The organism is Anaerococcus nagyae (assembly GCF_040364225.1).
In the GTDB taxonomy this organism is placed as follows: Bacteria; Bacillota; Clostridia; order Tissierellales; family Peptoniphilaceae; genus Anaerococcus; species Anaerococcus nagyae.
The window spans coordinates 635,239-649,927 of sequence record NZ_AP031484.1; the positions used below are offsets into that span (position 1 = coordinate 635,239).

Annotated in this window: 13 protein-coding genes; all 13 read left to right on the plus strand. The window is 30.9% G+C overall.

Annotated features, from left to right (window positions below; translation table 11 throughout):
- The first annotated feature begins 9 nt into the window (after window positions 1-9).
- The 13 genes from infB to ABXG81_RS02985 all read left to right on the plus strand — a co-directional run bounded on the left by infB (window position 10) and on the right by ABXG81_RS02985 (window position 14,673).
- Window positions 10-2,238 carry a translation initiation factor IF-2 gene (infB, locus tag ABXG81_RS02925; protein ID WP_353529080.1) on the plus strand — a complete coding sequence of 743 codons (2,229 nt, stop codon included), beginning with the start codon at window positions 10-12 and terminating at the stop codon, window positions 2,236-2,238.
- Window position 2,239: 1 nt separating this feature from the next.
- Window positions 2,240-2,623: a 30S ribosome-binding factor RbfA gene (gene rbfA, locus ABXG81_RS02930; protein WP_117520676.1), complete on the plus strand. Its 384-nt coding sequence runs from the start codon at window positions 2,240-2,242 to the stop codon at window positions 2,621-2,623.
- Window positions 2,613-3,572, plus strand: coding sequence for a bifunctional oligoribonuclease/PAP phosphatase NrnA (locus ABXG81_RS02935; RefSeq protein WP_245325745.1), 960 nt, complete (start codon window positions 2,613-2,615; stop codon window positions 3,570-3,572). The genes rbfA and ABXG81_RS02935 overlap by 11 nt, the downstream gene beginning before the upstream one ends.
- A complete protein-coding gene (gene truB / locus ABXG81_RS02940; protein ID WP_353529081.1) occupies window positions 3,569-4,453 on the plus strand; it encodes a tRNA pseudouridine(55) synthase TruB in 885 nt (294 codons plus the stop codon). The genes ABXG81_RS02935 and truB overlap by 4 nt, the downstream gene beginning before the upstream one ends.
- Complete coding sequence (locus ABXG81_RS02945) at window positions 4,443-5,381, plus strand: bifunctional riboflavin kinase/FAD synthetase (protein WP_209814612.1); 939 nt, start codon at window positions 4,443-4,445, stop codon at window positions 5,379-5,381. Before truB ends, ABXG81_RS02945 begins: the two co-directional genes overlap by 11 nt.
- 111 nt (window positions 5,382-5,492) lie before the next feature.
- On the plus strand, window positions 5,493-5,759 hold the full coding sequence (rpsO, locus tag ABXG81_RS02950) for a 30S ribosomal protein S15 (protein WP_117520683.1): 267 nt from the start codon (window positions 5,493-5,495) through the stop codon (window positions 5,757-5,759).
- A gap of 41 nt (window positions 5,760-5,800) precedes the next feature.
- A complete protein-coding gene (locus ABXG81_RS02955) occupies window positions 5,801-7,960 on the plus strand; it encodes a polyribonucleotide nucleotidyltransferase (RefSeq protein WP_117520685.1) in 2,160 nt (719 codons plus the stop codon).
- Between the two features lie 148 nt (window positions 7,961-8,108).
- Window positions 8,109-9,047 (plus strand): ABC transporter ATP-binding protein, encoded by a 939-nt coding sequence (locus tag ABXG81_RS02960; RefSeq protein ID WP_353529082.1) that lies wholly within the window; start codon window positions 8,109-8,111, stop codon window positions 9,045-9,047.
- Between the two features lies 1 nt (window position 9,048).
- A complete protein-coding gene (locus ABXG81_RS02965; protein WP_117520689.1) occupies window positions 9,049-10,146 on the plus strand; it encodes an ABC transporter permease in 1,098 nt (365 codons plus the stop codon).
- Window positions 10,133-11,245: an ABC transporter permease gene (locus tag ABXG81_RS02970; protein WP_353529083.1), complete on the plus strand. Its 1,113-nt coding sequence runs from the start codon at window positions 10,133-10,135 to the stop codon at window positions 11,243-11,245. The genes ABXG81_RS02965 and ABXG81_RS02970 overlap by 14 nt, the downstream gene beginning before the upstream one ends.
- Window positions 11,246-11,343: 98 nt before the next feature.
- Complete coding sequence (locus ABXG81_RS02975; RefSeq protein WP_353529084.1) at window positions 11,344-13,662, plus strand: DNA translocase FtsK; 2,319 nt, start codon at window positions 11,344-11,346, stop codon at window positions 13,660-13,662.
- A gap of 1 nt (window position 13,663) precedes the next feature.
- Window positions 13,664-14,194: a CDP-diacylglycerol--glycerol-3-phosphate 3-phosphatidyltransferase gene (pgsA, locus tag ABXG81_RS02980; protein WP_209814609.1), complete on the plus strand. Its 531-nt coding sequence runs from the start codon at window positions 13,664-13,666 to the stop codon at window positions 14,192-14,194.
- A 179-nt stretch (window positions 14,195-14,373) separates the two neighbouring features.
- Window positions 14,374-14,673 carry a lactococcin 972 family bacteriocin gene (locus ABXG81_RS02985; RefSeq protein ID WP_117520697.1) on the plus strand — a complete coding sequence of 100 codons (300 nt, stop codon included), beginning with the start codon at window positions 14,374-14,376 and terminating at the stop codon, window positions 14,671-14,673.
- Window positions 14,674-14,689 lie beyond the last annotated feature (16 nt).

The following is a 14,689-nucleotide window of genomic DNA, read 5'->3' on the forward strand; positions in this document are numbered from 1 at the left end:
GTGAAATAGATGGCTGATAAAAAAAGAGTTTACGAACTAGCAAAAGAACAAGGCATGCCAGCAAAAGAGATGGTTGAGTTATTAAATAAAGAATTTGGACTAGGTATAAAGTCTCATATGTCAAATGTAAGTGGTGATGACTTAGAACTTATTAGTGAATATTTTAAAGAAGAGAATAAGAAAGCAGATACTCAACAAGATCAAAAATCTAAAGAAAATAAAGATAATAAAACTGATATGAAAAAAAATAATAACAAAAAACATTCAGGTAGAGATGATTATGATGAATTAGATGATTATGATGATCATTATAAATCAAAACAAAAGTTTAACAAATCAAATAAATCTAAGAAATCTAAAAATTTCGATAAAGAAGATGATGATTTCTATGAGAATAAAAATAGAAAGAACCGTAAGAAAAAAAATAGAAAAAATAAATCAAACAAATCTAATAATCAAGCTGCTAAAGCAAATAAAGAAGAGAATAATAAGATTGAGATTCCAGAAGTTATAAATGTAGGTGCTTTTGCAGAGAAGATTGGTGAAAATTCTAATGCGGTTATAGGTAAACTTATCCAACTTGGAGTGATGGCAGGATTGAACGATCCAATTGAGTTTGAACAAGCAGAACTCATAGCAATGGATTTTGGTAAAGAAATTACTCTTGAGCAGGAATACTCAGCTATAGAAGAGCAAGAATTAGACCTTGATTATGAGGATGATAAAGAAGATCTTATAACAAGAGCTCCAGTAGTATCAGTAATGGGGCACGTAGACCATGGTAAAACAAGTATCTTAGATTCCATTAGAGATACTCATGTAACAACTGGAGAAGCAGGTGGAATTACACAACACATAGGTGCTTATTCAGTAAATTTAGAAGGTGGATCAATTACATTTTTGGATACACCAGGACACGAAGCATTCACCGAAATGAGAATGAGAGGGGCTCAATCAACAGACATTGCAATCCTAGTTGTTGCTGCAGATGATGGTGTAATGCCACAAACAGTTGAGGCTATTAACCATGCTAAGGCAGCGGATATTCCAATAATAGTAGCTGTAAATAAAATTGATAAAGAAGAAGCAAATCCAACAATAGTAAAGCAAGAACTTATGGAACATGGTCTTGTTGCAGAAGACTGGGGTGGAGATACAATAACAGTTGAGGTTTCCGCAAAAACAGGTGCTGGCATAGATGAACTTTTAGAGATGGTTTTACTTGTCGCAGAAATGAGAGAGCTTAAAGCAAATCCTAATAGGGATGCAGTAGGTCTAATAATAGAAGCTCAATTAGATAAGGCTCGTGGATCTGTTGCCACAGTTTTAGTACAAAAAGGTACCTTACATGAAGGAGATAATGTTCTAACAGGTTCAACCTCTGGTAGGATCCGTGCTATGTTCAATTCTTTAGGTGAAGCTATAAAAGAAGCTGGTCCATCAGTTCCAGTTCAAATCTTAGGATTGTCAGAAGTTCCAGAAGCAGGAGATAAATTATTTGCTGTTGAAGATGAGAAAATTGCTAGAAGTTATGCCCAAAAAGCTGAAGACCAAAAAAGAGAAGAACGTCTTATGGCTAAGGGAGCAAGCCTTGAAGATATTTCAGGATCAGCAGCAGAAGGTGAGCTAAAAGAACTTAATATAATTGTAAAAACTGATGTTAAAGGAACAGTTGATGCAGTAAGCCAATCACTTATCAAACTTTCAAATGATGAAGTTAAAGTGTCTGTAGTGGCAGGTGCAGTTGGTGGTATTACAGAATCAGATGTACTTTTAGCCCAAGCATCCAACGCTATTATCATAGGATTTAATGTACGCCCTACCCAGGGAGCTATGGAAAGAGCCAAAGATAATAATATAGAAATAAGAACTTATAGCATAATCTATGAAGCTATAGAAGAAGTAGAAAGTGCTATAAAAGGTATGCTTGATCCAGAATTTGTAGAGGAAGTATGTGGTCGTGCAGAAGTTCGTGAAACATTCAAAGTGCCATCTGTAGGAACTATAGCAGGAGTAATGGTTACAAGCGGATCAGTTCCAAGACGTGCAAATATCAGACTACTACGTGATAATGTAGTGATTTTTGATGGAGAAATCACATCTATGAAGAGATTTAAAGATGATGCCAAAGAACTTGCTAATGGCTATGAAGGTGGTATAGGTCTAAATAGATTCAATGATATCAAAGTTGGAGATGTCATGGAAGCTTACGAGGTAGTCGAAAAAGAAAGAGACTAAGATGAAAAAAATTAGAACTGAAAGAATTGGGGCGGAGATCCAAAAAGAATTATCCAAGATAATTAGGGATGATCTAAATGATCCAAGACTATCAGATACAGCAGCAGTTTCAGTAATAGAAGTGAGGGTCACAAATGACCTTTCTTTTGCTGATTGCTATATATCAGTTTTAGGTGATACATCCAAAAAAGAAGATGTCCTAGATGCTCTAAACCAGGCAAAAGGTTATATCAAGATGCTTATTGGAGATAGAATGAGACTTAGATCGATGCCAGAATTTAGATTTAAGTTAGATGAATCTATAGAGTATGGAGTTTATATGGATAAACTTATAAAAGAAACAATAGAAAAAGATGAAAGGACTCATCAAGAAGATGAAAATTAGTGGCGAGAATTTAGAAAAATTAAAATCTTTAATTGATGCTGCTGCTACTATTGGTGTAGTTTCTCATGTTAATCCTGATGGCGATAATCTAGGCTCATCTTTAGGTCTTGCTAGAATTTTAAGAAATCATGGTAAGAAAACTCAAGTAATTGGTCATGATGAAATTGACGATTATTTGAAATTTCTCCCAGATTTAAAATATTATACAAAAGATTATAAAGATTCTTATGATTTGTTATTGATTTTGGACGCATCAGAAATGGATAGAATAGGTGATGCTATTCCAGTTGCAAAAAAATCAAAAATGACTGCGGTAATAGATCATCATTTAGGTGGTAAGATTGAATCTGATTTAAACATCATTCACCCAGATTCACCAGCTACTTGCGAGCTTATATATGAAATAGCTAGTAGGCTAGAATTACCTATAGATAAAACATCAGCTACATTGCTCTATACTGGAATAGTCACAGATACGGGTAGATTTTTATATTCTAATACTAGTAAAGATACCTTAGAAATTGCTGGTCATTTATTAGAGCTTGGAGCTGATAAGGAATATATATATACTAACCTTTATCAAAACAAACCAATTAAAGTTTTACAATTTGAAAATTATCTAATATCTAAAGCAGAATTTATGACAGATAGAGTATTTGCGGTATCAAGTGCAGATGCAGTTTCCAAATTTGATGTTCAAATGGGAGATTGTGAACATGTTGCAAGTGTATTAAGGGACTTAGAAGGTATAGAAATATCCATGTTATTAAAAGAATATGGCAATGGAGAATACAAGGTATCGCTTAGATCTAAGAATGTAGATATATCTAAAACTGCCAGAGAAAACGGTGGAGGTGGTCATATAAATGCAAGTGGATTTAGCATATTCGATAATTCCTTAGAGCAAGCGGCAGAAAAAGCAAGAGAAATCTTAAAAAATATACAATGATTAGTGGAATTTTAAATGTAAATAAAGAAGTGGGAATATCTTCAAATAAATGTGTTAGCCTTGTTAAAAAAGCTCTAAATACTAGAAAAGTAGGTCATACAGGAACTTTAGATTTAGAAGCTTATGGAGTTTTACCTATAGTTATTGGTAAGGCAACTAGAGTTTCAGACTATTTGATGGATGATAAAAAAGAGTATATAACAGAGGCTGTGTTTGGTAAAAGAACTGATACACTAGATTATTCAGGAGAAGTATTAGATACTAGTGATATAGTATTTGATAAAGATCAGTTATTAGAAGTAATGGAAGGATTTAAAGGTGAAATAACCCAGATTCCTCCAATGTATTCTGCAATAAAAGTAAATGGCCAAAAATTATACGATCTTGCTCGTAATGGAGTAGAGATAGAAAGAAAAGTTAGAAAAGTCAATATCTATGAATTTGAATTATTAGAGTATGAATTTCCAAAGGCTAAGTTTAAAATAACTTGTTCTAAGGGTACCTATATTAGAACTTTAATAGATGATTTAGGAGATAAGCTTGGATCTTTTGCTTATGTAGATAGCTTATGCAGAAGCAAAGTTGGAGATTTTTTTATAGAAAATTCTGTAAAATCTCAGGATTTACTCTCTATGGATAAGGATCAATTACTTAGTAAATTAAAGCCTGTTGATTTTGCCCTAAGTAGCTATAAAAAAGTTGCTTTACCAAATACATACTATAAACAAGCTATAAATGGTATGACTATGTTAGTAGAAAATTATTATGGAGATGAGCTTGTAAGAGTGTATATAGGTGATGAATTTATAGGACTTGCTAAATCTAGTATAGGTAATGATAGAAATTTTTTGAAGATGGATAAAGTATTTTATGAAAAATAATATAAAAGTTTATGACCTTGATATGGGTATGACAGATTTTGAACCTAAAGCTGTATCTTTAGGAAATTTTGATGGTATCCATAAAGGGCATCAAAAATTAATGAAAAGAAATGTAGAAGTTTCAAGAAGTCAAAATTTAGTACCTTCTGTTTTGCTTTTTAAAGAAAATAGCAAAAAAACACTAATAGATGAAAAAGAATATTTAACTTCTATAGATGATAAAATTGAAATTTTAAGTGATCTAGGGATTGACACCTTTTGTATTTTAGATTTTAATGAAGAATTTAGGTCTCTTAGTCCAAAGGACTTTATAACAAAGATTTTATATGATAAATTAAATACTAAATATGTAATTATAGGCGAAGATTATAGGTTTGGCAAGGATGCTTTAGGTGATAAAGAAATACTAAAAAAGTATGAGGATGAATATTCTTATAAAACTGAAGTCGTTGATTTTGAGCTAGATGATGGAGAAAAAATTTCATCTAGGACAATAAGAGAATTAATAAAAAAAGGTCAAGTAGAAAAAGCTAATAAATATCTTAACAGATATTATAAAATAAGAGGAGAAGTTGTTCATGGTCATAAAAGAGGGCGAACATTAAATTTTCCAACTGCAAATCTTAAAACAAATTTTTCTTACACTATTCCAGCTGATGGAGTCTACCTTACTAGGGTAAAAGTTTTAGACGAGTATCATTATGCACTATCAAATATTGGATCAAACCCTACCTTTGAAAATGATATTAGAAACATAGAAACTTATATACTTAATTTTGATAAAGATATATATGAAGAAAATATATCTATAGAATTTCTAGAGTTTTTTAGATCAGATATTAAATTTAATTCAAAAGAAGAACTTATAGAACAAATGGAAAGTGATAAAAAAAGGGCATATGAAAGCTTAGAAAAGAAGTATTTGTAATCTTTACAAATGCTTTTTTCTTGGTATAATAGATAAGGTACCTTGGCTTCGTAATCGCTACCTCGACTATTACTAGGCTATAGGCAAATAATAATTTTATAGGAGGAATTTATGTTAACACCAGAAAAAAAGACAGAACTAATTAAAGAATATCAATTAGAAGAAGGAGATACAGGTTCTCCAGAAGTACAAATAGCTATTTTAAGCTATAGAATCAAAGACTTAACAGAACACTTAAAAGCTAATCCAAAAGATCACTCTTCAAGAAGAGGACTTTTCAAGATGATTAGACGTAGAAAAGGATTATTAAACTACTTAAAAGATAATGATATCGATAGATATAGAAGCATTGTTGAAAGAGTAGGAATAAGAGGTTAATTAATGGCGGGGATTTCCCGCCTTATTTTTTAGGAGTTACAATGGAAAAAAATTACAAGTATACTTCAAATCATGGATATGAACTTGAGGTTACAATAGGAAAATTTGCAGAACAAGCTAATGGAGAATGCTACATAAAAAATGGGGAAACATCCCTACTTGTAACAGCAGTTGCTAGTGAAAAGCCAAGAGAGGGAATAGATTTTTTTCCATTAATCTGTGATTTCCAAGAAAAATTATATGCAGTAGGAAAAATTCCAGGAGGATTTTTAAAAAGAGAAGGGAAAGCTTCAGACGAGGGAACTTTAATATCTCGTCAAATGGATAGACCATTACGTCCACTTTTTCCTGAAAACTACTACAATGATGTTCAGGTTATAGCTACAGTTTTTTCAATGGATGAAGATCATAAGCCAGATTGTTTATCCACTATTGGAGCAAGTATTGCCCTTGGTATATCTGATATACCATTTGCAGGTCCTGTAGCAGCTGTGTCAGTAGGATATGTTGATGGTAAACTTATAGTAAACCCAAATGAAGAAGAAAGAAAAAATTCTAAACTTGACTTAACAGTAGCAGGAACCGCTGATGCTATAAATATGGTTGAAGCTGGGGCAAATGAACTTACAGAAGAAGAAATGCTTGAAGCTATGCTTTTAGCACATGAAGAAATAGGACAAATTTGTAAGTTTACTCAATCAATTATTGATGAAATTGGCAAAGAAAAGAATCTTGTAGAAGTTGAGCTTACATCAGAACTTGAAGAAAAAATAATAGAAGAATATTCAGATGATATTAAGTCATCTATAAGAACAACTGATAAGATGGAACGCGGAGAAGCTATATTTAATATAGAAGAAGCTGCTAAGGAAAAATACTTAGAAGAATATCCAGAATCTGAAGATGAGATTCACAGAGTAATAGATAATATAATGAAAAAGGAAGTTCGTCGTATGATTTCCATAGATAAGATTAGACCAGATGGTCGTGATCTTAAGGAGATAAGGCCACTCTCAGCTGAAGCAGGACTTATACCAAGAGTACATGGTTCAGGGCTGTTTAAGAGAGGACAAACTCAAGTATTATCAATAACAACTCTAGGTTCACCAGCAGATGTTCAAATAATTGATGGACTCAATCGAGAAGAAATTCATAAGCGCTATATGCATCAATACAATTTTCCACCATTTAGTGTAGGAGATGTAAAACCACTTAGAGCGCCAGGTCGTCGTGAAATAGGTCATGGTCATCTTGCAGAAAGAGCATTAGTTCCAGTATTACCTGAACAAAGTGATTTCCCATATACTATTCGAGTTGTATCAGAAGTATTAAGTTCTAATGGATCAAGTTCTCAAGCATCAATTTGTGGCTCAACTTTATCACTAATGGATGCAGGAGTACCAATTAAAAAGCCAGTTGCTGGTATTGCTATGGGACTTATAAAAGAAGAAGAATCAATCTCAATTCTTACAGATATACAAGGTCTAGAAGATCACTTAGGAGATATGGACTTTAAAGTTGCTGGTACTCGTGATGGAATCACAGCTTTACAAATGGATATGAAAATATCTGGTATCAGTAGAGAAATTTTAGAAGAATCATTACAAAATGCTAAGCAAGCTAGGATGCAAATCTTAGATTTGATAGAATCTACTATCAATAGTCCTCGTGAAGATATATCAGACTATGCACCAAGACTTTTCACAATAGATATAGATCCAGAAAAAGTCCGCGATGTAATAGGATCAGGTGGAAAAACTATAAATAAGATTATAGATGAAACAGGCGTGAGTATAGAAACTGAGGATGACGGACATATCACTGTAGCTGCGAATGATGGAACTAGTGGTAAAAAAGCTATAGAAATGATTAGAGCTATTGTAACTGATCCAAAAGTTGGGGATATCTATACAGGCAAAGTTACTAAGATCATGAACTTTGGAGCTTTTGTGGAAATAGCAATAGGTAAGGAAGGATTACTTCACATTTCCCAAATAGATCATGCTAGAACTGATAAAGTGGAAGATGTTTTAGCTGTAGGTGATGAAGTCAGAGTTAAGATTACAGAGATAGATAGGCAAGGAAGAATCAATCTTTCAAGAAAAGCCCTCTTAGAAAAATCCGAAAAAGAAGAAAATAAAAGGGATGCTAATCACAAAAAAGAAGCATGGCCAAGTGATGAAGATCCAAGAAATAAATAGTTAATGAAAAAAATCGGTAATTGAGTTAAAATTTGATGCCGATTTTTTTTAGTGGACTTTTTATTTTAATGAGATCATAAATTGTAAAATTTATATAATATATATATTTTATATAAAATTAATGATATAATTTTCGTAGGAGGATCCTATGGAAAATGTAATTGAAATTAGAGGATTAGTAAAAACATATAAGAAAATAAAAGCTGTTGATAATTTAGACCTAGATGTAAAAAAAGGTAGCATATTAGGATTGTTAGGTCCTAATGGATCGGGAAAGTCCACAACTATTAATTGTTTGTTAGCATTAATTAAAAAAGATAGTGGTAGCATAAAGATATACGGAAAAGAAATGACTCCAGAATCATACGATATAAAGAAAAAAATTGGAGTAGTCTTTCAAGATGTCGGTGTCTATGAGGAGCTAAACGTATATGAAAATATTGACTATTTTTGTGGACTATACATAAAGGATAAGAACAAAAGAAAGCAACTTATTGAAGAGACTATAGACTTAGTTGGACTTAACGAATTTTTGAAATTTAAGCCGAAAGAATTATCTGGTGGACTTTTAAGAAGACTTAATATAGCTTGTGGAATAGCTCATGATCCAGATATAATAATATTTGATGAGCCAACAGTAGCTGTAGATCCTCAATCTAGGAATAATATTTTGGAAGGCATAAAGAAACTAAATAAAAATGGTGCCACAATTATATACACATCCCATTATATGGATGAAGTGGAAGAGCTATGCGATTATATAGTTATTATAGATAGAGGAAAAGTCATTGCAGAAGGTAGTTCTGATAGCTTGAAAGCTATGATAGATACAAAGGAAAAAATATCATTTAGGAGTGAAAACTTAGATAATGAAATAATTGAAAAAATAAAATCAATTGATTCGCTTTTAGAAATGGATTTTAGAAATGATACTTATCATCTAAGTTTTGCCAATGGTAAAGATAATTTAATCAAACTTATAAATATACTAAATGAGAATTCAATAAATTATGATAGCCTAACAAGCCAATCTCCGTCTTTGAATGATGTATTCTTATCGCTTACAGGCAAAGGATTGAGGGATTAGTATGTTTTTGCACGAATTTAAAAAGACTTTCAAAGTATTTTTACGACAAAAATCTTTATTGTTTTGGGCTTTGATATTTCCCTTAATTTTAGGAGTATTCTTTAAATTAGGTCTTGGAAATATTGTTGGCTCCAACGATTTTAATCCAATCAAGGTAGCTATAAATGAAGATTTATTAAATGATGATAATTTTAAAGACTTTATAGATAAGATGGTCGATGAGGATTTTTTGGAAATAAATCCTTCTACTAGTGAGAAAGTTTTAGATAAAGAAGATATAACAGCTTATATTGATCAAAAAGATAAGGTAGTTGTTAAAAGGAATGGTATTTTTGAAAGTATCTTAGTAAGCTTATTAAAATATTTTAATACGAATGAGTCTATGGTTAAAGATATTATACAAAAAAATCCAAGTGCAGACTTTACAGTCCTTATAGAAGATAAAGATCATATAAATGTCAAAAAATTTAACAAGGACTTTGATCCAGTTATGACTTTTTTCTTTGCACTAATAGGTTTTCAGCTCATATATGGTTATTCTTGGGGACTTGAGATAATACACCAATATGAGGCAAATTTATCTACAATTGCAAAAAGAAATGCAATTTCTCCAGTAAATAAAAAAGTGAGTCTATTAGCTTCTTTGTGTGTGGGATTCATTCTTAATCTTATTATAGCTTTATTTACGATGTTAATATTCAACAAGATATTAGGAGTAGATTTTTCTCAAAAAACTCCTCAATTATTCTTGATTATAATTATAGGCGCTTTTGCGGGAGTATCTTTTGGTATGCTCATAGGATCTAGTAATAAAGCAAATATTGAAGTAAAAGCTGGAATAGGTCTAGGCTTGTCTTTACTTATGTCATTTTTAGCTGGGATGATGGTTTCCTATGTAAAAACATTTATTGCAGAAAAAATTCCTATCATAAATAAATTAAATCCTGTAGCATTGATAAGTGATGGAATTTACTCCTTATATTACTATGATTCACTTGATAGGTACCATAACGATATCAGTTGTCTTTTTGGTGTTACTCTGCTATTTATGATCCTAACATATATATTTACAAGAGGTAAGCAATATGATAGTATTTAAAAATTATTTTAAAATATTAAAGAGTCATATAAAGTCTTTATCGATCTATTCAATAATATTTTTAGTATTAATATTTATATTTGCAAAATCTGGGGATCCTATTGATAAGTACACTAGTTTAAAGCTACCTATATATATTAATGATAAATCTGATACAGATGTCTCAAAAGCTCTTATAGATTTTATAGATAAGAGTCATGTATTGGTAGACGTAGAAGAAGATAAGATTGATGATAAGCTTTTTTATGAAGATATAGTTTGTGCAATAAGTATACCAGAAGACTTTGAGAAAACACGAACGGTTGATTTTAAAGAAGTTTATGATGATTCTTATACGATTTTTGCTAAAAATGAAATTAATTCATTTTTAAATCAAATAGGAACATTTGAAAAATCGGGTTTTTCAACTAGTCAAGCTATTGCAAAATCTAAAAAGAATTTTAGTAAAAATATAAAAGTTAGTGTTAAATCACCAGTGAAAAATCAAAAGGAAAATGTGCCTTACTTTTTTAAAATGCTTGGCTATGTTATTATGAGTCAAATTATAATGATAGTTGGAACTATTAGTCTTACTTACAATAAGCAAGCAATTAGTAAGAGAAATTTTATCTCTCCGATAAAAAAATCAAGTCAAAACTTACAATTAATCTTAGGACATATTGTATCAGGCCTAATAGTATGGTTAATATACATGATATTTTATTGCTTATTTTTTAAAGATATACATTTTTCAAAACAAACTATTCAAATGATGGTAAATGCACTTTTATTTACTGCAACTATAGGAAGTTTTGCTGTAATGATTTCAAAGCTTGCAAAAAAACAAAATACGGTCACTGGTATTATGAATGTCTTCTCCTTAGGATCATCATTCTTAACAGGAATATTTGTTCCTCAAGAATTACTTGGTAAGTTTGCAATAAAACTTGGAAAGGTATTTCCTTCTTTTTATTACGTGAAAAATATTAATTATATAATGACTCAAGATAATTTTTCACTAATAAATACAAATACTATTATTTTAATAGGCTTTTCCATAGCTTTTATAATTATAACTATTACATCTAAAACAAAAAGTATAGATACTGATTCTCAATAACTAAAATAAAGGCAATTATACTATGTAGTTGTCTTTTAGCCTAATTTTCAAGGTTTATTTTTTTACCCATATCATATATAATTTATAGTGAGGTAAATATGGTAAATAGTAAAAACGATGATAGAATTAGAAAAAAATCTACGAGCAAAGCTTATAAAAATAAAAAGTTTAAAAATAAAAAAAGAGAATGGAATTTTAATCCTAATATTTTTTCTGTAGTAATGATGGTATTATCAATTTTTATGTTTATTTTTATAATATCATCCAATACTGGTAAATTAGGCAATGTTATTACAAAAAGCTTTGAAAATACATTTGGAAAGCTTGGAATGGCATTACCGATTATAATATTTATTAGTTTCTTTTTTGCTTATAGAGATAAGTATAAGGAAAATATAAAAGATTTTCTACTTTTATATTTGTTATTTCTAGTGAGTTTGGCCTTTATGTCAAAAAATTTCTATAGAAATGATTTGGATTGGACTATAGAAAATAGTGTACAAAGATCGGCTACAAGTGGTGGATTAGTAGGAGGCTTTTTATCCTATTACATAATTAGCTTTATAGGTAGCTTAGGCTTAAATATTTTATTTGTGATATCAATATTTTTATTTGTAGTTGGAATTAGTCCATTAACTTATAGAGAATTTTTGCAAAAAGTTAGAAATTTTTTGATTTTAATAAAAAATAAACTAATAGACTTATTTTCTAGCATAAATGATAAAAGAAACGAAAAAAAAATAGTTAAAAATGAAGAAAAATTGGAAAAGATTGAACAAAAGCCTGTAAGTAAAACTGCTGAAAAGACTAATAAGGAAAGCCCAATTGTAGAAAAAGAATCTATAAAAAAGGATATTAAAGATCAGGCAATTAAAGAATCAGCTTCAAGAAAACCTATAAGAGCCTATGATTTTGCTAAGGAAGATGAAGTAGAAGTAAGATCATATAAGTCAAAACAAATTGAAATGAAAGATTTAAATGAAAATATAAAAAAAGATTTTGACAATTACAATTATCCGTCTATAGATCTTTTAGAAGATAGATCTGAGTCAGGAGCAATTGACGAAGGCGAAATAAAAGAAAAGGCTGTATCAATTGAGGAAACTTTAGATAGTTTTGGAATAGAAGCAAAGGTAGTTCAAATAGATGTTGGCCCAACCGTTACTTGTTATGAATTAAAACCACAAAGAGGGGTAAAGGTTAGTAAGATATTAAACCTATCTGATGATTTAGCCTTATCACTTGCTACAAGTGGTATAAGGATTCTAGCTCCTATACCAGGTAAAAGTCACGTAGGAATTGAAGTTCCTAACGATAGTAAAGAGATTGTGGGATTTAAGGAAATAATTTCTACAAAAAACTTTGCTAATTCAAAAAGCAAGATTCCGTTTGCTATGGGAAAATCTATTGCAGGAGATCCAGTTGTATCAGGAATTGAAAAAATGCCTCACTTACTTGTTTCTGGGGCTACTGGATCTGGTAAGTCAGTTTGTATCAATACCATTATAATGAGTATTTTATATAAGCATTCTCCAGATGATGTAAAACTTTTGATGATTGATCCAAAAGTTGTGGAGCTATCAGTATATAATGGCATACCACATTTGATAATGCCTGTTATAACTGACCCTAAAAAAGCAAGTTCTTCTTTATTTTGGGCTATTTCTGAAATGGAAAAAAGATATAAAGCTTTTCAAAAGTACCACGTAAGAGATATAGAAGGATATAAAAAAGCAGCCCAAACTGATGAATCTATGGAAAATCTTCCCTACATAGTGGTAATAATTGACGAACTTGCAGATCTTATGATGACAGCTGCTAGTGAAGTGGAAGATTATATAATGCGTCTTGCCCAAAAATCAAGAGCTTGTGGCATTCACCTTGTTATTGCAACTCAAAGACCTACTGTAGATGTTATTACAGGTACTATAAAAGCAAATATCCCATCTAGGATATCTTTCGCTGTAACTAGTCAGACAGATTCAAGGACAATACTTGATACTGCAGGGGCAGAGAAATTACTTGGAAAAGGAGATATGCTTTATGCTCCTAGTGATTCTATGAAACCACTCAGGATACAAGGAGCTTTTGTATCTGATAAGGAAGTTTTAAGTGTAGTTGATTATATAAAACAAGAAACTAAGGTTGATTACGATCAAAGCGCTATAGAAACTGTTGAGGAAAATTCTCAAGTAAAAGAGGTAGATGATGAGGATGAATTATTAGACCAGGCAACTCAGATAATAATAGAAGAAAATACAGCATCAGTTTCTCTACTTCAAAGAAAATTAAGAGTAGGATACGCTAGAGCAGGAAGGATTATAGACCAATTGGAATCTAAGGGAATAGTAGGCCCCTATGAAGGTAGCAAACCACGCAAAGTATTAGTCGATAGAACTTATTTAGAAGGAGAGTAAGATGAACATAGCTAACAAAGTCACAACATTAAGGTTAGTATTGATACCTGTTTTTATTATTTTGTATTATATATATGGAAGAAGCAATAATTTAGCAGCGATAATATTTATATTAGCATCATTAACAGATGCCCTTGATGGACATCTAGCGCGTAGTAGAAATCTAGTAACTACTTTTGGGAAGTTTGTAGATCCTTTGGCAGATAAACTTTTAACTATGGCAGCTTTTATTGTCCTAGTAGGCGGTAATATTTTGCCAGCTTGGGCTGTAATAATTATCTTATCCCGTGAGCTAGCTATAACAGCCTTTAGGACTATTGCAGCAGACCAAGGTATAGTTATTGCAGCTAGTAAATGGGGCAAAGCAAAGACTACAAGTCAAATGCTAGCTTTAGTGATGCTTTTATTTAATAACAATACTTTAAATAATCTTGGTATATATGTATTTTATTTAGCAGTAATACTAACGATTATATCAGGTGCTGATTATATAATTAAAAATAAAAAAGTTTTAGACTTAGAAAATATATAAAAACTACGCATTTAAACTGACCTCTTAAAATTTGAACTGACCCCAAAAAGTTAGACCTAAAAGCTAACTTAAGGAGGTCAGTTTTTTTATATATACTGGAAAAAGTTTGCAAATGAAATTATTCTATGTTAGTATAAAAAAATTGTAAACGGAACTTGCTTTAAATAAGTAAATGAATTTTGGAAGAAGTATTAGAAGAAGTATTAAATGAAGAAAGCGAGAAAGATCCCAGTTCTAAGTATATTATGTTCATGCTATTTGCAAACACTCTTGCACTTGCTGTGGAAGAATATGCATCTAATGGATTATGGGAATATGGTGCAAGTAAAAGAGGATTTGGATATTCAAACTATTTCAATTCCTCTTATTTACATCATTCAACCGTCGTTAATCCTAAAAAAATAATAGTGCTAGAGGTTCTGGAAAAGCAGGAGAATGGTCAAAGGCAAGATACTTTAAAATACCACCAACTGGATTAGCATATTATTATGGTTT